This window comes from Paenibacillus sinopodophylli (assembly GCF_005930355.1).
GTDB lineage: Bacteria > Bacillota > Bacilli > Paenibacillales > Paenibacillaceae > Pristimantibacillus > Pristimantibacillus sinopodophylli.
In genome coordinates this window covers 1,334,600-1,350,748 of sequence record NZ_VDBO01000001.1, presented here as the reverse complement: position 1 = coordinate 1,350,748, position 16,149 = coordinate 1,334,600, and the positions used below count along the sequence as shown (strand labels likewise).

Here is a 16,149-nt window from a genome sequence, read left to right as displayed (position 1 = left end):
CCGCTACTGATTCCGCGGCGCCCCCTTCTCCTACAGCCTTAGCGGTTGCGCGAAAAAAGAAAAAAGAGAAGAGGATGATGACAGTGACCAAAAAATATTGGGAGAATGAAACGCCAGAAACAATAGAGTTCGGCAATTCATTTATGCGCTGTTTTGATAAAGCCGGTAAACTCCAATTCGGAATAAAATTAAACGGGAACTTTATCGTCAAATATGTTATCGATCGGAAAGAGTTGTTTGCCGATGATCAGGCTGCTAGCTATCTTCGTGGATTGATAGACGATTGGGAGGAAATGGCCGAGGGTCAGCAAGATGACTGAATTTTTTATGGCGATGAAACCGCCGACAGCAACGCATCAGGAGAAGCAGGTTGCCGTCATGGATGGTAAGCCGGTATTTTACGAGCCGGCCGACCTAAAGGCAGCTCGAGCGAAGCTGACGGCGCACCTTGGACAGCATGTTCCAGCGAAGAAATATACCGGAGCTCTCCGGGTCATCGTGAAGTGGCTGTTCCCTATCAAGGAAGGCAGCAAGCATTACGACGGAGAGTGGAAGATAACGAAGCCAGACACTCACAACCTTAACAAGTTACCCTTCGATATCATGACAGATCTTGGATTCTGGAAAGATGACGCAATCGTTGCGAGTGAGATTATAGAGAAGTTTTGGGCCGATCAACCAGGTATCTACGTCAAAATCGAGGAATTGTAGCCTATGGACTATCAAGCATTTTATAACGATGTGGTTGCTTGGATCGCTCAAGTTAACCAGACAGCTGCTCAACATGGATTAGGAAGTGAGATGTTTTGGGCTTGGGTAGCTGATTCGTGCGGAGTGATCAGCAAGAAGTATCAAGATAACCGACTTGTCATTAAGCAAATGGTGATGCTGGTCGAGTGGCTGGAGGGAGTATACGAAGATAGGAATGTGGCAGGCAGCAAAAACGTGAATTAGGTTTTACTGCCGGTCATCTGTAGTTCATCTACACAAGTCCCTAATTAAGTTAAATAAACATATCCTGTCTCAGACAGTGAGACTTTCAAAAAAACAGTCAAATTATCTGCAATAATTACAATCAGGAATTTGAACGATTCCACTACTCGTTAAAATAAAGTCTGGATTACTTGGTGGGGGGCAGGACTGGTCCCAGCGAGCACATCTACGATCAAAATGTCCAGTAGATTGACTTTGATACTCACAGCACCTAAAGCCTCCGAGAAAACTATCTGATTGGTGAGATTGGCTCGGCATAGTTTTTTGATTATTGGTAAATACAGGATGGAAATTGGGATTGAAAGGAGCAGGATAGCACCAGCAATTGATAGGGTAATAATTCATCTTCTGATTCCGCGGGTTTTGATTTTCCAAGAAAAAGACACCTCCGTATTGTTTGTTATAAATTATGTGGGTATGAGGCTAGTGGTGAATTTTTGACTTGAAAACAAAGCAATCTAGAGCGGATGCGCAGAGTTAGAGTAGTGAGTTATGGATTAATCGGCCGTAATCAGGAGTATAAACGATGTTCAAATGAATAGAGACGGCAGGGTGTATGTGATCGGTAAGTATTGAGAGACAACATGAGAGGAGCAGGTGCGATGACCGAACAAGAGACGATTGAACAATTAAGCAATTATAAGCGGATGATGGCAAGGATTAGTGTCCTTGAAAACTACTCAATAGGCGTGGGTATGACAGTTAGTCGGCTAAATGGTGACGATCAGCTACAGGATCTACACCGTAGGCTGAGAGTTATGCCCAGCTACATGTACCTGGGCAAGCGCGAACAGCAGCTAGAGGCTATAGCACACGCGTATCTGTCCCAATATCCTGCAGGCGTTAAGAGCCAGTTGGCTGTTATCCCGCAGTACGGAGCTGATGCAGAGGATGACAAGCTGTTGCAAGAGCTCCGTACTAAGATCAGCAAGGTGATTGCAGCAAGAGGGTACGATATTCGAGACGATCTCGATGCGGTGCTTGACCGACTGACTGAGCTGCAGGACTTGCAGGATGAGATTAATCGAATTGATACGGTACTGGCCGCGCTTGAAACATACAAGCCTGATTATGCAGAAGTATTGAAAATGGTTCACGTAGAAGGCCACCGAGTTGATGAGATTCGTAATCTGCTTAGCATATCGAATCGGACTTACTGGAGACGAGTTGCTGACGCAGAACGGGAGTATAAAATGTTGGCACGATAATGGCACAAAATTGGCGCACATACGTTCTATACAAGGGTGTCAAGCCGTGATATTATGATAGTGTCGAAAGAAATGTAAACGAGCAGAGCCGCCCTTTGATGGGCGGTTTTTAGTTAGAAGGAAATACACTCTCGTTGTCGAAATATGATGTTGAGGGGGAGTGTACATGCGAGCACCGCGCGATAAGGTATCTATTGCAGAAGTTTTAGCTACTGATCCGGATACCTTGGAGGAAATCATTAAGTTTCATGATGCATCAGTAGGTGAATTTTTCTTTTTGAAAGATGAGCCTAATCAAGTTCACCTCATCGTTGAAGAAGTGTTCGATGAAGTAGATAGAGAACATAGAGTTAGAAATGAACGTGGCGAAGTAATAGACTATTATGAATTGGCATTGCCGCTCTTTTCAGGAACAGCAATGATGGACATCATTCGGCAACACTGCCAAACAGAAATTCGGTCTGCCTATGGTCAATGGATGATTATTCTGCAAGGCGCTGATGTTATACAGAGTGAAGAAGGCGAGGATCTAATCGCGCTGCTTTGGAGAGTTCTGAAGAAAGTACATCTTGAATATCCGATATAAGTGAGTCGCCAATAGGCGGCTCTTTCTTTTTTAGAACAACATAAAGCTGGAGGTGGTGATTGTGTAGTGGACTGGGTAAAGATTCGTCAATCTTGGGAAACATCAACCATCAGCTTCAAGGATATTGCCGATGAATACGGGATCAAAGATGCCACGATCCGCAGTCGTAAAAATCGGGAAGGCTGGCAACGCAACAATGCAACGCAACGGAAACGCAACGTTGCAACGAACGGGAAGAAGGCTAGGGCTGATGCTTCCAAGCGAAAAGGGGCAGGCAACCCTGATCCACCGAATCAGTTTGCAAAACGGAACTCGGCAGCTGTAACGCATGGCCTGTTCCAGAAGTATATGCCCGCTGAGTCGCTGGAGATCATGGAGCAGCTTCAGCAGCAGAGCCCACTTGATATCGTTTGGGATAACATCATGATTCAATACACGGCCATTATTCGGGCTCAGCAGATCATGTACGTTAAGGACCGGGAAGATCAAACAAAGGTCGATAAGAAGCTGACCGATACAGGCATTGAATACGAGATTCAACACGCTTGGGACAAGCAGGCAACCTTCTTGCAAGCGCAGAGCAGGGCTATGAGCACGTTGCAAAGCCTTATCCGACAGTACGATGACCTGTTACGCACTGAGTTGGCTACAGAGGAGCAGAAGGCTCGTATCGATGTACTGAAATCTAAGGTGCCGAACAAAGACGGCGTTGATCCTAACGCCCAGATAACGGCATTGGCCGATCTGATCAATAACCCAGCTCCTGAGAGGGTGCTGGACGATGATTGATTATGCACCCTTAACAGCTAACCAGGCTGATTATATACGACGAAGTAAGGACTCATGGCTCAATGTGGCTGAGGGTGGTAAGCGAGCTGGCAAGAACATTATCAACCTGATAGCCTACGCCATGTGCTTGGAGATCCACCCAGATAAGCTTCACTTGGTATTCGGTGTCAGCCTGGGCGCAGCCAAGATGAACGTAATCGATTCTAACGGCTTTGGTCTACAGTGGCTATTTGAGGGGCGCTGCCGAGAAGGAGAGTACAAGAACCGCGATGCGCTGTACATTCAGACCAAGACTGGTGAGAAGATTATCATCATTGCCGGCGGCGGTAAGGCGAACGATGCGGCGCGGATCAAGGGTAACTCATACGGTACGGTATATGGCACTGAGGTTAACGAGTGCCATCAGTCATTCGTGCAGGAGGTATTTGACCGTACGTTAGCTAGTAGCTTTAGGCAGCTGTTCTTCGATCTTAACCCTAAGCCACCGTCACATTGGTTTTACAGAGATGTGCTGGACTACCAGGATGAATTGCTGGAGCGCGGTGAGAATCTTGGATACAACTACGGACATTTTACGGTGTTGGGCAATCTGAGCATTCCGAATGATCGCTTAAAGTCTGTGCTGGCTACGTATGACAAGGATAGCCTGTGGTATAAGGCTGACATTCTGGGCAAGCGAACAGCTGCCACAGGGCGAATCTACACAGGCTATAGTAAGACTGTTGTGGTCACACGGCAGGAGATTAAAGACTTCCGCTTTATCGAGTTCAGCATTGGTATCGATATCGGAGGCACTGACGCTACGGTGGCCACGCTGACAGGCATTACGCCTCGATATAAGGATGTTGTGCTGCTGGATGGCTATTATCACAAGCAAGGCAAGGAATCAGGATACACGCATGACAGGTATGCACAGGAGATCGTCAATAAGATAGTCGAGTGGTCGGAGATGTATCCGGCCTTTTTGTCGTGTACTCATATTTTTGCTGAGAGTGCTGACAAGTTGTTCCGACAGGCGCTAGCAAATGAGCTGCGACGCCGGGGCATTCATATACAAGTGGTGCCTGCCTACAAGAAAGAGGGCATCGTGGATAGGATCCGGTTGACGAACATCCTTATCAACCAGGGCCGCTATAAAGTCATGGCGCACCTTAAGCCGTGGCTTGAAGCGCTGGAGAATGCGACTTGGGATGAGAAGGAGCGAATGGCTGGTGAATGGGTACGAACCGATGACGGCAGCTATCCAGTGGACTGTTTGGACAGTAGCGAATACGCCGTGCAGCCGTTTAAGCGCAGATTGGAGGTGTAGGACATGAAACCAGTACAGACAGACACCGCTAACAGAGTTATGAAGGGCTCAGGCGATGTGCAAGATTTGCCGATAACGCGAATCGAATATGAGGATGGCGTAGGCTTAGAGAGTTGTTGGGAGTTGAGTGACGAGGAAATTCAACAGATTATAGAAACGAAGCGTATTCACATTCTCGTTCTTGGAAACTGGCATCCTCCGATCTTGCCGAAAGTGAAACCTGAGATTGAGGAGTGATAAGCGATGGGCTTATGGACGGGGGTGAAGAACATGGTCATGAAGATGCTGAAGATACAGCCGGCTGCTGAGAACCGAGTCATTACGATAACGGAGCCGCTTAGCTACGGTACCAACGTGCTACGCAATCGGCTCTGGTTCCGAGGTGATCCGTCCGAGCTGGAGCAATTCGCTATGCAGACGGCCACGGACAACGTGAGCAAAGCACGCTTCTGGGCGGCCAGTGCATCACAGGGGCTACGCATCCGAAAGATTCACAGCGGGCTGCCATCCATGATAGCCGGTACGTTGAGCGACATAATCATAGCGGATCTGGATGCAATCGAGTTGAAGCCACAGGAAGTAGCTGACAACTGGCAGGCAATAGCTGAGGATAACGGCTTTGATAAGCTGCTTGGCGAGAGCATCACGGATACGCTGGTTGCTGGAGATGGTGCGTTTAAGATTACCGTGGATCCAGAGGTGACTCAATATCCGATCATTGAGTATTACAGCGGTGAGCAAGTAGATTACAAGCGGCAGCGCGGACGGCTCCAAGAGGTACTCTTCTACACTGACTATAGACATAAAGATCGTGACTATAGGCTGGAAGAAACATTTGGCAAGGGCTATGTAAGGAGTAGGCTGCTGGATGCTTACGGCAAAGAAGTAGCATTGGCAACGATACCTGAGACTACACACCTTCAGCCAGAGGTTACGTATGACGGCGGCTTTATGATGGCCTTACCGATGCAGTTTTACAAATCGCCTAAGTGGACAGGACGCGGTAAGTCGTTGTTTGATTCCAAGAATGACGAGTTTGACGCATTGGACGAGGTCATCAGCCAATGGGTGGACGCGATCCGCGCTGGAAGGGTCCAAAAGTACATTCCAGAAGACATGATACCGCGCTCCAGTGAGACAGGCGAGCTGCTGCGGCCTAACCCGTTTGACAATCAATTTGTTAGGTTGGGCTCGTCGCTTGCAGAGGACAACAAGGGTCAGGTTATCACGGTGCAGCCGGCTATACTCTATGAGGCGTTTGTCGAGTCCTATGCATCGGCACTGGATATGTGTTTGCAGGGCATAATCAGTCCTTCCACGCTTGGTATCGACTTGAAGAAGCTTGATAATGCCGAAGCTCAGCGTGAGAAGGAGAAGGCTACGCTGTATACTCGCGGCAAGCTTGTTGAGGTGCTGAACGAAGTCATACCACAGCTCGTCGATACTGTGTTAAAGGTATACGACACGATGCGGAACCGTACAGCAGCCGATTATGAAGCTACCGTGACATTTGGGGAGTATGCTTCGCCATCGTTTGACGCTGTTGTAGAGACAGTAGGTAAGGCGCGTACGTTTGGTGTTATGAGCGTGGAGCGCGCCATAGAGGAAATGTACGGCGACACATGGAGCGAAGAGGACAAAGCTGCAGAAGTCGAGCGTCTGAAGGCTGAACAAGGGCTGCTGGAAGCTAAGGAGCCAGCGCTCAATCAAGATCCACCGCCTGATGATGAGGAAGACGATCTGGACGTTGATGATGAATGAGTAAATACAACATGCGTCAGATAATGGCTGAAATGGAGCTTGATCTGATTAAGAGCATGAAGCGTAATTTTCCCAGACATGAAGCGGAACAAGATAAACACGGCTTCAAGTGGACTCAATGGCAGGCCCGCAAATTATCAGCGCTCAAAGCTTACCAGAAGCGTAACGGCGGTATCTTAGAGGAGCACATGCCGGTAGCTTACGAGGCTATTGATCGGAGTATTCGCGGTTCTTTTATGCGAGGTGCCCGCAAGGTAGGGGATTTCGCTGGGCGGCTGTGGAATCGATTCGGATTCGGTAGGCGCAACGATATTACACGTCCTATACCGCGCATGGATGATGATAGCAACTTTTTTAAGATCAATGAGCGCCGTGTAGGGTCGTTGGTAAAAGCCTCACAAGGTGAGCTCAGAGCTACACAGCATGCTATTCTGCGGAAGATGGATGATGTATATAGGCAGACGATCTTCCAAGCTCAAGTTTACATGAACAGCGGTGCAGCGACATTAGGCAAGGCAATTGATATGGCGACAAAGGACTTTCTCGACAAAGGAATAGATAGTATTACCTACTCAAATGGCCGCCGCGTCAATATCGCCAGTTATGCTGAGATGGCGCTGCGTGCTGCTTCCCAACGTGCGGTGTTTGCCGGTGAAGGGGCTAGGCGAGACGAAATAGGCGTGCGTACTGTCGTTATATCAGCTCATAATAATTGCTCACCGCTTTGCCTGCCGTGGCAAGGTAAGGTATACATTGATGATGTGTACAGTAAGGGCAGCGAGAAAGACGGAAAGTACCCGTTGCTTAGTAAGGCGATTGCTGCAGGCTTATTTCATCCCAACTGCCGGCACAACATGGCGACGTTCTTCCCTGGGGTGAGCCGGTTGCCTGAGCCAGTGGATGATGAAGTCGCGCTAGGCAACTACAAGGCCGAGCAGAAGCAGCGGTATATGGAGCGTCAAATCCGGAAGTACAAACGGCGCGAGGCTGGCAGCGTCGATCCTGAGAATCAGGCAACGGCTAGGGCTAAGGTGAAGGAGTGGCAGAAGAAGCTTCGTGGTCATTTAGCTGAACATGATTATCTGCGGCGTGATAGTAGTAGGGAGCAGAACAAGCTACCGATTGATAAAAAGCCAGATAACGGGCTGAATAACGGCAATAAGAGAATAACAATTCAGCCCGAACACCTGTCCCATGCGTCTAAAGGGGAATTTACGAATCCGAAGAATCCTAAGAAGCAGGCCGTTGGTAAGTTCGCTAAAGGCGGTCATGGTGAAGAAAATATCCAGTTGTTGGAACAGCATGGCATCCCGTATAATATCGTTAAAGAGTATACGAATGGTGTACGTATCGGTAACGTGCCTGATCACAAGCAGCCAATTAAGCAGACCGGTACGAAGCAAGCTTGGTTTCCTAAGGACTGGAGCGCAAAGGATATCGATGATGCTGCTGTGTATGTGGCCAATCTGACTGATTCATCTAAATTTCAAATGACGCCTAAACGCGCAAATGGTGAGCTAGTTGCTGTATTCAAGTACGCTGAGTATAAAGGCGTAACGGTCGGCGTCTGCTACGATGCGAAAAAGGGTGAGGTAACAACTATATTTCCAGACGAAACACAGCGGTTAGGAGGCGAAGCAGATTGAGTGGTAATGAACTGATTACAAAAAATCTAGAAATAATTGAAATGATGACACAAGATGGAGCTTCCCCGCCGTTGGATGAGTACTGGGAACCGATTGTAGATGTTCTGAGTAAGGACATTGGAACAACGAAAGACTTGCTGCTGAACTGCACAACTCATGAGATTTGGTTAATGGGTGGCTACTTCGAGGACGTTTCCTACAACCTGCAGAGTCAGGAGTTCATTGATTTCTTGCGCGAGCTTCAGCAGAAGTATCCTCAAATCGACATAGAAAAAGGCATACAGTGGGCAATAGACGCCATCTTAGATTAGGCACTGTTACAGGACATTGTAAATGAATTGAGGTGGAAGTATGACGAAGACTTCAAAGCAGCAAGAGCGCCTAGTTGGGGGCATTGATGATGGTTATTTGGATAATCTTAATCCTGATGACCCAGACTTCTTGGAGAAATATATTGCTGCCATAACACAGCCACATGAACTGGCTGAAGAAGAGAAAAAGTAGAAGCACTCACGCATAGGCGAGGGTGCTTTTTTGTTGCCGTCTTTTGGTTACTGTAGACGTTAAAGAACAGCTCATCACCGGACGCGACCGGGTTAACAAGCGAAGATGAATGGAGGACGAACACATGAATAAGGAACAGTTTATAGCATTGGGATTGACCGAGGACTTGGCCGAGAAGGCTGCTGCCGCTTCAGGAGACGAATTGAAGGGGTTTGTACCTAAAGCGCGTTTTGATGAAGTGAATACATCCAAGAAGACAGCAGAGGATACGCTGAAAGAGCGCGACAAGCAACTGGATGAGCTGAGCAAGACGGCGGGAGCCAGCGAGGAGCTGAAGGCTCAGATCACGAAGCTACAAGGCGAGAACACAGCAGCTAAAGAGCAGTATGAATCTGATCTGAAGGAACTGACGCTGACCAATGCGATTAAATCCGCTTTGACGGGTAAGGTGCACGACGAGGCGCTTGCTACTGGACTATTTGACCGCTCCAAGCTGGTCATTGATGGTGACAAGGTCGTCGGGTTGGATGAGCAGCTCAAAGGGCTTCAAGAGTCTAAGGCGTTTCTGTTTAAGACTGAAGATCCGAACCAACAGCAACAGCAAAAGCCAGGCTTTCAAGTCGGTGGCGGCGGTAATCCAACGCCTCCTGCTACAACAACGTCCCTTAAAGATGCCCTAACGGCACATTTTCAAGCAAAATAATAATAGGAGCTGATATAAATGCCAGTAACATTGACAGAAGCAAAGAAAAACGTGCAAGATGCTCTCACTTTGGGAGTCATTGATGAGTTTCAAAAAAACAACTTTCTGCTACAGAACCTTACCTTTGATGACGCGGTATCTCCTACAGGCGGTGGCGCAACACTTACTTATGGTTACACTCGCTTGATCACTCAGCCAACAGCTGCTTTCCGGGCGGTAAATGCAGAGTACACGCCACAGGAAGTGATAAAGCAGAGGTATAACGTGGATTTGAAAGTATTCGGCGGAACATTCCAAATTGACCGTATTATTGCGGGTATGGGCGGAATCGTTTCAGAAGTACAACTGCAGCTTGAACAAAAGGTAAAGGCAGCGCAGGCACTATTTAATGATACCGTCATTAATGGAGACAGTGCAGTTGATGCACTTTCGTTTGATGGCTTAGAAAAGGCGCTTACTGGCTCCAGCACAGAGTATGTTCCAGCAACTGCAATTGACCTTTCCACTTCTGCTGCTGTTGATACGAATTACAAAGTATTTCTAGATGAGCTGGATGAATTCCTAATGGCTATTGACGGAACGCCTTCAGCAATCATGGGGAATCTTAAGCTAATTGCAAAAATCAGAGCATGTGCGCGTCGAAGTGGAGCTTATACGATTACAAGAGATGATTTCGGCGGACAGGTAGAGTCGTATAATGGTGTTCCGCTTGTTGATCTTGGCGCTAAAGCTGGAACGAATACTCCTGTTGTCCCTGTCGGATCTGGAGCCAATGCCGGATTGACATCGTTGTATGTTGCTCGACTTGGCATGGACGGTTTTCACGGTGTATCTATGGCTGGTCATCCTCCAGTGAAAACATGGATGCCTGATTACACCACTTCTGGTGCTGTTAAAACAGGTGAGGTGGAGATGGTTGCAGCTGTCGCTTTGAAAGCTACAAAGGCAGCTGGTGTAATGCGCAAAATTAAGGTTTCTTAAGGGGGAAACGTTCATGGCTAAAATTATAGCGCCAAATGTTCAATACAATGGGTTATCCGCCAGTGTTAATTTCATTAATGGAATTGGTCTGACGAACGATCCTCATTTAATTGAATGGTTTGAGAATCAAGGATATACAATTGAAGACGACGAAGCAGAAGTGGACAAGGCTGCTGAAGCTGCTAAGAAAGAAGTCGAGAAGCAGCTTAAGGCGCTCCGTAAGAAAGCTACTGAGCTCGGCATTGAAGGTGTAGCCGATAAGGACTCCGATACACTCACAGCAGAAATAGCTGTTGCTGAGCAGAAGTAGGTGATCGTATGGCCTACGCAACAGCAGATGATTACGCGCAATATGGTAATGGACAGATACCAGCAGAGGAGCTCGAGCGTGAGCTGCAGCTAGCATCTGATCAAATAGACAGCCTGACCTATAACCGCATCGTTGGACGCGGAATGGTCGGGCTGTCTGCATTTCAGCGGACAAATGTAATCAAGGCTGTGTGCCAGCAGGCTGGCTTTAGTTATCAGTACGGTGATTATCTGACGATGCCACTTGCTGGCTACTCTGCCGGCAGCGTATCTTTGTCGTTTAAGACTGTTGAGGGCGCTGGTGGTGTACAAACAACAGAGGCTGTCACAAGCCTGCTGCGAGCTACAGGGCTGACGAATAGGGGGCTATGCTGATGCGTGGAAAGCTTCCGTTCCCGACATGGATTCTGGTAACACCGATCAAAGTCTATCATACCGAATTAAGCGAGGACCAAGGGCCTGTCGAGGAGTTAATCTTCGATGGGCTTTGTTGTTACGACGAGAAGATGCGTCAGACGCTGGATAAGGAACGTCGCCTAGTGACGCTCTCAGGCAAAGTAATCATTCAGGGTGACATTAACCCTGACAAGCTGATTGAGGGCTATGTCGTTGTTGGAGGGGCACAGCGTTCCATATTTCGTTCAGCTCGCCCACATAATCCTGACGGCAGCATTTTCTCCACCGAGCTGGAGCTGAGCTGATGGGAAAAGTCAGGGCAAGAGGACGTATGTACCCACAATCCGTCATGAGGGTAATTCAGGCAGCGGAAAAAGCGCTGGAACAAACCTTAGACGCGTCAAAGGACAGCATCCTAGGTGACATCATGACGGCTGAGGTAGTGCCGAAGCAAACAGGCGAGTTGGAGCGTAGTGCCATCATCGATGATTCACAGTCTAAAAAGGGCAAGGTGACGCTGATCTACGATACGCCGTATGCTCGCCGGCTCTATTTTCATCCGGAATATAACTTTAGGCGAGACAAGAATCGTAACGCACAGGGCCTATGGCTCGAAGAGTGGGCGAACGGTAAGAAGGACAATGTCGTTAAGAAGGTATTTAGGGACCTTTGGAAGCGATTTGCAGGGGGCTTGATACGATGATGACACTTGCACAGGTTAAGGACTGGCTTAAGACGCAGGTCGATTGCCCAAGCTGGTACATCGGCAAGCTGGACGGTAAAAAGCCGCAATGCATCGGCGTGTACAACCTTAACGGCGGTGGTAAGCAAGTTATCGCGCTTGGTGGTTTGGAGCAAACGAGTTATGCGATTAAGGGTGTATCTATTCTTGTGCACTGGGGTAAGAATCCTGACGTTGCAGAGATTAAGGCCAATGAGGTCTTCACTGCAATGTTTGGCCAGATGGCTGAGATTAATGGCCGTCGTGCCATATTCGATATGCGTACGCCGGAGCCGGTGAACGTTGGCACGGACGACGAAGGGATTTACGAGTACGTGATCGAGGTCACGATTTATTACGAGAGGTAGGGATTTAGATGGCTGAAACAGGCGTTTTCCCGGTTCATAATAACCTTTTTAAAATTGGAACCGCTGGTCGAGCATCAACAGCGGCTGAGATGATGACAGTCAAGGATTTGGAAACATTCACTATTAGCATTGATGGCAATACAGAAGAGTGGTCACCGATGGACCAAGGCGGTTGGACGCGTCGTGCCGTAACAGGTAAGGGCATGACGATCAGTTTTAGCGGCAAGCGTAATTATGGTGATCCAGGCAATGATTACATTGCAGGCTTGATGATCGGTACCGGGCAAGAGGTCGAAACGAAATTTGAGTGGACGATGCCGAGCGGCGCGAAGCTGGTTATGGAATGCGTAATCAATCTGACAGCTCCAGCAGGTGGCGACAGCACGAATATTGATGGATTGGAATTTGAACTATTGAGCGACGGCAAGCCAACATTTACGCCGGCTGCACCATAAGGGGGATAACAGATGTCAAAGGTTATTAATCTATCGGGCAAGTTTAGCAAGGATCAGCCGGCTATTGAAATCGATAAGAAAAAGTACCCGATCGACAACGGTATTCAGGCAGTCCTCGCTTTTCAGGAGGCAGCTGATAAAGGCATACAGGGAATGCTCGATGCGCTGAAAGGTGCGTTGGGTGCTGAAGCGTTCGACGAAATCGGAGTCATGAGCTTTAGTTTGGAGAATGTCAAAATACTGTCTACGGGGATTCTTGCGGCTCAGTCCGGAATCTCTTATGAGGAAGCTGCTGCGCGATTTCAACGGGCAGAGTCAACCAAATAGTTGGTATGACCTGTATGATGATTGGCCACTTATTGAGGCGAGCATAGCGGCACAGTACAGCATCCGGATCCGGCAGCATGGAGATATGTCTTGGGACGAGTTTTGTGCGCTGCTGTCCGGTCTGATGCCTGAAACACCACTAGGCAGCATAATAGCTATCAGAGCGGAAAACGATGCCAAAGTACGTAAGGGCTGGAGTGCAGATCAGCGGCGCATTTATAGCGACTGGCGCAAGCGAAGCGCTGAGAGGAAATTAGTTGACCATGAAGAGCTACTAGACAGCATGAAGAAGATGGAAGCCGAGATGGCCCGGCTATTTGGAGGTGGGGGTTAGATGGCAGCAGGAAGTGCAGGCAGTATCGATTTAGATTTAGGATTGAACCTGGGCGAGTTTAACCGCCAACTCTCCGGATTAGCTGGGCAAGCTTCAAACCAATTGGCTAAGGCTTTTAAAGGAATAGGTGGCATTGTTGCTGCTGCTTTTGCGGTTAATGGTCTTATTCAATTTGGTGACCAAGCTATAAAACTAGCGTCTGACCTGCAGGAAGTACAGAACGTTGTAAACGTAACGTTTGGTAGCATGAAGCAAGAGGTCGATGCCTGGTCAAAAGATATGATCAATAGTTTTGGCTTGTCTGAGTTGTCTGCGAAAAAGTATGCATCTACAATGGGTGCCATGCTCAAGTCATCGGGCTTGGCAGGAGAGCAAATGAAAGACATGTCCAAGAACCTGACCGAGTTGTCAGCAGACATGGCGTCATTTTACAACCTATCAACAGACGAAGCCTACTATAAAGTCTTTGCCGGGATGACTGGAGAGACGGAACCCCTTAAAGCGCTGGGCGTCAATATGAGTGTGGCTAATATGGAGGCCTACGCTTTATCTCAAGGCATCCAAAAGAGTTACGAGAAGATGTCACAAGCCGAGCAGACACTATTACGGTACAACTACTTGTTATCTGTTACTGGTGATGCACAGGGAGATTTCGCACGTAACGGAGATAGCTGGGCCAACCAAATCCGTATTATGACCGAGCAATGGAAAATCTTCCAAGGCACGATGGGTATTGGCTTTATCAATATTCTGACGCCGATCGTAAAGGGCTTGAACTGGCTCATAGCCAAGCTACAGATAGCCGCGGCCTATTTTAAAGCCTTTACGGAGATTGTTTTTGGTGATGCAGTAGGCGCTTCTGCGGCATCGGCAGCAAGCGCAGCGGAGCAAGCAAGTGGCTCCGTGGCTGATATGGGAGACGCATCAACGAGCGCCGCCGACAAGGTTAAAAAAGCAGGCAAAAAGGTAAAGGGTTCTTTGGGTGGATTTGATCAGCTCAACACAATTTCGCAAGGTGCTGCTAAGGCGCTGGATGATGCTGCAGATAATGCAGCTCTCGCCAATTTAGGTGCAGGAGTTGGAGCTGGAGTAGACTTAGGCTCGTTTGATATGCCAGAACCTGATATATCCATTGATGGTTTTAAAGCCAAGCTGACGGACATGCTTAGAGTCACTAAGGCCACTTGGCAAGAGATGTGGTCAATTGCGCAGGACTTTGGCCGTCGGTTAAAAGAAACGTATTCCGGACTTGGTAAAGCCATGCAGCCGATCGTTGACATGAAGGAGCCGCTAAAAGCTGCCTTTATGGATGTGGGGCAATCCGTAAAACGGTTAACGACTGATTTTATTATGCCGGCTAGCGAATATTTAGTATTCGACTTTGTGCCAACTATTGTAACGAGCATGGCTCAAAACTTTGCACCTGTGTTTGCAAATATTGGTGTATCAGCCATGGAGCTATTCGCAAAGTCGATGCGCAATTCAGTCAACACATCCGTTGCACTTTGGGATAGCACTTGGCTTCCGGCATTGGAGCGTGTCAAAGAGAGCTTTACAGGTATCCTGCCAACAATTGCTGGTGCATTGCAGAGCTTAATGGATAACACGCTCAAGCCTGTTGCTGATTACATGATCAATGAGTTTGCCATTCCAATTTCTTCTGAGATTCAAAAGACATTTGTACCGATCTTCGCGGACGTATTGACCGCATCGTTCGAAGAAGCGGCTTTAGGATTTGAAAAATCCGTTAAATTCATAAATGATGTCTACGAGACGGTACTAAAGCCTGTTTTTGAGTTGATAAAGAAGGTTGTAATGGATGCCTTAGGAATCGTTAAAGCGCTTTGGAAGGAACAGGGCGAAACTACGATAAAAAATATCAGGGAAACAATGGGTACGATACGGGATCTGTTCTGGAAACTCTGGGACGACGTCCTTAAACCTATCATCGTGCCATTCTTAGAAATGCTATCTGATGTTTGGGAGAAGCATCTTAAAGGATTGGTAGAGGAAATTGGTAAGTTTATTTTCAAGCTTGTTAATGCCGTAACGGAGATATGGAATAAATTTATCTGGCCAATACTCGGCTTTTTACTAGACGAGCTCAAGCCCACATTTAAAGTGGTGTTTGATTTTATCGCAGGAGTTGTAGGCACGGCGATTGGCGTTATAGCGGATGTGATGAAGGGTATGTTAAGAACCTTTGGCGGCGTTATCGATTTTATAGCAGGTGTGTTTACAGGCAACTGGAAGAAAGCCTGGAATGGTCTGCAAGATTTTATGGGTGGGTGGACAGATGCATTCGTTGGTGTATTCCGAGGTGCGGTTAACCTCATTATTGATTTAATCAATGGAATGACGGGAGCCATCAACACTGTGAAAATCGACATCCCTTCATGGGTTGGTAAGATACCAGGCATGCCGGATGGAATCACCAATTTGGGCTTCAACATACCGAGAATCCCGAAGCTCGCTAAAGGCGGTCTTGCCTATGGTCCCACGTTGGCAATGGTCGGTGATAACAAAGGAGCCTCTGTCGATCCGGAAGTTGTCAGCCCGTTGTCTAAGCTGCAGGATATGCTCGGCGGCAATCAGCAGCCAGTAGTGGCGGTGCTGGAGCAGATTCTACGTGCTTTGAAAGATAGTAATGCTAGACCTGCGGTGTTGCAGGTGGGGGAAGCAGAGCTTGGTCGCACAGCGGCGCGGGCTATTAATATTGCTAACCAACAAGCAGGCGGTGGCTTATTACAGATATAAGG

At 47.9% G+C, this 16,149-nt stretch carries 23 protein-coding genes; all 23 read left to right on the top strand.

The features are described 5' to 3' along the window. The first annotated feature begins 77 nt into the window (after positions 1-77). The 23 genes from FGT79_RS06235 to FGT79_RS06130 all read left to right on the top strand — a co-directional run bounded on the left by FGT79_RS06235 (position 78) and on the right by FGT79_RS06130 (position 16,147). Complete coding sequence (locus FGT79_RS06235) at positions 78-320, top strand: hypothetical protein (protein ID WP_246096316.1); 243 nt, start codon at positions 78-80, stop codon at positions 318-320. Continuing rightward, on the top strand, positions 313-711 hold the full coding sequence (locus tag FGT79_RS06230) for a RusA family crossover junction endodeoxyribonuclease (RefSeq protein ID WP_138751871.1): 399 nt from the start codon (positions 313-315) through the stop codon (positions 709-711). The genes FGT79_RS06235 and FGT79_RS06230 overlap by 8 nt, the downstream gene beginning before the upstream one ends. Positions 712-714: 3 nt before the next feature. After that, positions 715-954, top strand: coding sequence for a hypothetical protein (locus FGT79_RS06225; protein ID WP_138751870.1), 240 nt, complete (start codon positions 715-717; stop codon positions 952-954). A 641-nt stretch (positions 955-1,595) separates the two neighbouring features. Then, complete coding sequence (locus FGT79_RS06220; protein ID WP_138751869.1) at positions 1,596-2,201, top strand: ECF-type sigma factor; 606 nt, start codon at positions 1,596-1,598, stop codon at positions 2,199-2,201. 166 nt (positions 2,202-2,367) lie between these two features. Then, a complete protein-coding gene (locus tag FGT79_RS06215) occupies positions 2,368-2,787 on the top strand; it encodes a hypothetical protein (RefSeq protein WP_138751868.1) in 420 nt (139 codons plus the stop codon). 66 nt (positions 2,788-2,853) lie between these two features. Next, positions 2,854-3,576: a phage terminase small subunit gene (gene terS / locus FGT79_RS06210; protein ID WP_138751867.1), complete on the top strand. Its 723-nt coding sequence runs from the start codon at positions 2,854-2,856 to the stop codon at positions 3,574-3,576. Further along, positions 3,569-4,885 (top strand): PBSX family phage terminase large subunit, encoded by a 1,317-nt coding sequence (locus tag FGT79_RS06205; protein ID WP_138751866.1) that lies wholly within the window; start codon positions 3,569-3,571, stop codon positions 4,883-4,885. Before terS ends, FGT79_RS06205 begins: the two co-directional genes overlap by 8 nt. A 3-nt stretch (positions 4,886-4,888) precedes the next feature. Next, complete coding sequence (locus FGT79_RS06200) at positions 4,889-5,122, top strand: hypothetical protein (protein WP_138751865.1); 234 nt, start codon at positions 4,889-4,891, stop codon at positions 5,120-5,122. Between the two features lie 6 nt (positions 5,123-5,128). Next, complete coding sequence (locus FGT79_RS06195; protein WP_138751864.1) at positions 5,129-6,646, top strand: capsid protein; 1,518 nt, start codon at positions 5,129-5,131, stop codon at positions 6,644-6,646. Positions 6,647-6,657: 11 nt separating this feature from the next. Continuing rightward, a complete protein-coding gene (locus tag FGT79_RS31800; protein ID WP_246096175.1) occupies positions 6,658-8,292 on the top strand; it encodes a phage minor capsid protein in 1,635 nt (544 codons plus the stop codon). Further along, positions 8,289-8,603, top strand: coding sequence for a hypothetical protein (locus tag FGT79_RS06185; RefSeq protein WP_138751862.1), 315 nt, complete (start codon positions 8,289-8,291; stop codon positions 8,601-8,603). Before FGT79_RS31800 ends, FGT79_RS06185 begins: the two co-directional genes overlap by 4 nt. 40 nt (positions 8,604-8,643) lie before the next feature. Further along, positions 8,644-8,796, top strand: a complete 153-nt coding sequence (locus tag FGT79_RS30985) for a hypothetical protein (RefSeq protein WP_171056096.1) — start codon at positions 8,644-8,646, stop codon at positions 8,794-8,796. A 124-nt stretch (positions 8,797-8,920) separates the two neighbouring features. After that, positions 8,921-9,499, top strand: coding sequence for a phage scaffolding protein (locus FGT79_RS06180; protein ID WP_138751861.1), 579 nt, complete (start codon positions 8,921-8,923; stop codon positions 9,497-9,499). An 18-nt stretch (positions 9,500-9,517) separates the two neighbouring features. Further along, positions 9,518-10,480: a major capsid protein gene (locus FGT79_RS06175; protein WP_138751860.1), complete on the top strand. Its 963-nt coding sequence runs from the start codon at positions 9,518-9,520 to the stop codon at positions 10,478-10,480. Between the two features lie 13 nt (positions 10,481-10,493). After that, positions 10,494-10,790 carry a hypothetical protein gene (locus tag FGT79_RS06170; RefSeq protein ID WP_138751859.1) on the top strand — a complete coding sequence of 99 codons (297 nt, stop codon included), beginning with the start codon at positions 10,494-10,496 and terminating at the stop codon, positions 10,788-10,790. Between the two features lie 8 nt (positions 10,791-10,798). Next, positions 10,799-11,164, top strand: coding sequence for a head-tail connector protein (locus tag FGT79_RS06165; protein WP_138751858.1), 366 nt, complete (start codon positions 10,799-10,801; stop codon positions 11,162-11,164). Next, positions 11,164-11,490 carry a hypothetical protein gene (locus FGT79_RS06160; protein WP_138751857.1) on the top strand — a complete coding sequence of 109 codons (327 nt, stop codon included), beginning with the start codon at positions 11,164-11,166 and terminating at the stop codon, positions 11,488-11,490. The genes FGT79_RS06165 and FGT79_RS06160 overlap by 1 nt, the downstream gene beginning before the upstream one ends. Next, entirely contained in the window at positions 11,490-11,888 is a 399-nt protein-coding gene (locus FGT79_RS06155; protein ID WP_138751856.1) for a hypothetical protein, read from the top strand. Before FGT79_RS06160 ends, FGT79_RS06155 begins: the two co-directional genes overlap by 1 nt. Further along, a complete protein-coding gene (locus FGT79_RS06150; protein WP_246096173.1) occupies positions 11,885-12,274 on the top strand; it encodes a minor capsid protein in 390 nt (129 codons plus the stop codon). Before FGT79_RS06155 ends, FGT79_RS06150 begins: the two co-directional genes overlap by 4 nt. A gap of 8 nt (positions 12,275-12,282) precedes the next feature. Next, the gene (locus FGT79_RS06145; protein ID WP_138751855.1) at positions 12,283-12,729 is read left to right on the top strand and encodes a phage tail tube protein; all 447 of its coding nucleotides are present in this window, start codon (positions 12,283-12,285) and stop codon (positions 12,727-12,729) included. 12 nt (positions 12,730-12,741) lie between these two features. Further along, the gene (locus FGT79_RS06140; protein ID WP_138751854.1) at positions 12,742-13,056 is read left to right on the top strand and encodes a hypothetical protein; all 315 of its coding nucleotides are present in this window, start codon (positions 12,742-12,744) and stop codon (positions 13,054-13,056) included. After that, a complete protein-coding gene (locus tag FGT79_RS06135) occupies positions 12,959-13,390 on the top strand; it encodes a Gp15 family bacteriophage protein (protein WP_342778461.1) in 432 nt (143 codons plus the stop codon). Before FGT79_RS06140 ends, FGT79_RS06135 begins: the two co-directional genes overlap by 98 nt. Then, positions 13,391-16,147 (top strand): phage tail protein, encoded by a 2,757-nt coding sequence (locus FGT79_RS06130; RefSeq protein WP_138751852.1) that lies wholly within the window; start codon positions 13,391-13,393, stop codon positions 16,145-16,147. The last annotated feature ends 2 nt before the right edge of the window (positions 16,148-16,149 follow it).

Coding starts and splice junctions, on each gene's coding strand:
- FGT79_RS06175 (WP_138751860.1), top strand. CDS start 9,518: ATGCCAGTAACATTGACAGAAGCAAAGAAAAACGTGCAAGATGCTCTC.
- FGT79_RS06135 (WP_342778461.1), top strand. CDS start 12,959: ATGTCAAAATACTGTCTACGGGGATTCTTGCGGCTCAGTCCGGAATCT.
- FGT79_RS06215 (WP_138751868.1), top strand. CDS start 2,368: ATGCGAGCACCGCGCGATAAGGTATCTATTGCAGAAGTTTTAGCTACT.
- FGT79_RS06145 (WP_138751855.1), top strand. CDS start 12,283: ATGGCTGAAACAGGCGTTTTCCCGGTTCATAATAACCTTTTTAAAATT.
- FGT79_RS06225 (WP_138751870.1), top strand. CDS start 715: ATGGACTATCAAGCATTTTATAACGATGTGGTTGCTTGGATCGCTCAA.
- FGT79_RS06220 (WP_138751869.1), top strand. CDS start 1,596: ATGACCGAACAAGAGACGATTGAACAATTAAGCAATTATAAGCGGATG.
- FGT79_RS06230 (WP_138751871.1), top strand. CDS start 313: ATGACTGAATTTTTTATGGCGATGAAACCGCCGACAGCAACGCATCAG.
- FGT79_RS06140 (WP_138751854.1), top strand. CDS start 12,742: ATGTCAAAGGTTATTAATCTATCGGGCAAGTTTAGCAAGGATCAGCCG.
- FGT79_RS06155 (WP_138751856.1), top strand. CDS start 11,490: ATGGGAAAAGTCAGGGCAAGAGGACGTATGTACCCACAATCCGTCATG.
- FGT79_RS06160 (WP_138751857.1), top strand. CDS start 11,164: ATGCGTGGAAAGCTTCCGTTCCCGACATGGATTCTGGTAACACCGATC.
- FGT79_RS06205 (WP_138751866.1), top strand. CDS start 3,569: ATGATTGATTATGCACCCTTAACAGCTAACCAGGCTGATTATATACGA.
- FGT79_RS31800 (WP_246096175.1), top strand. CDS start 6,658: ATGCGTCAGATAATGGCTGAAATGGAGCTTGATCTGATTAAGAGCATG.
- FGT79_RS06170 (WP_138751859.1), top strand. CDS start 10,494: ATGGCTAAAATTATAGCGCCAAATGTTCAATACAATGGGTTATCCGCC.
- FGT79_RS06235 (WP_246096316.1), top strand. CDS start 78: ATGACAGTGACCAAAAAATATTGGGAGAATGAAACGCCAGAAACAATA.
- FGT79_RS06165 (WP_138751858.1), top strand. CDS start 10,799: ATGGCCTACGCAACAGCAGATGATTACGCGCAATATGGTAATGGACAG.
- FGT79_RS06200 (WP_138751865.1), top strand. CDS start 4,889: ATGAAACCAGTACAGACAGACACCGCTAACAGAGTTATGAAGGGCTCA.
- FGT79_RS06195 (WP_138751864.1), top strand. CDS start 5,129: ATGGGCTTATGGACGGGGGTGAAGAACATGGTCATGAAGATGCTGAAG.
- FGT79_RS06150 (WP_246096173.1), top strand. CDS start 11,885: ATGATGACACTTGCACAGGTTAAGGACTGGCTTAAGACGCAGGTCGAT.
- FGT79_RS30985 (WP_171056096.1), top strand. CDS start 8,644: ATGACGAAGACTTCAAAGCAGCAAGAGCGCCTAGTTGGGGGCATTGAT.
- FGT79_RS06130 (WP_138751852.1), top strand. CDS start 13,391: ATGGCAGCAGGAAGTGCAGGCAGTATCGATTTAGATTTAGGATTGAAC.
- FGT79_RS06180 (WP_138751861.1), top strand. CDS start 8,921: ATGAATAAGGAACAGTTTATAGCATTGGGATTGACCGAGGACTTGGCC.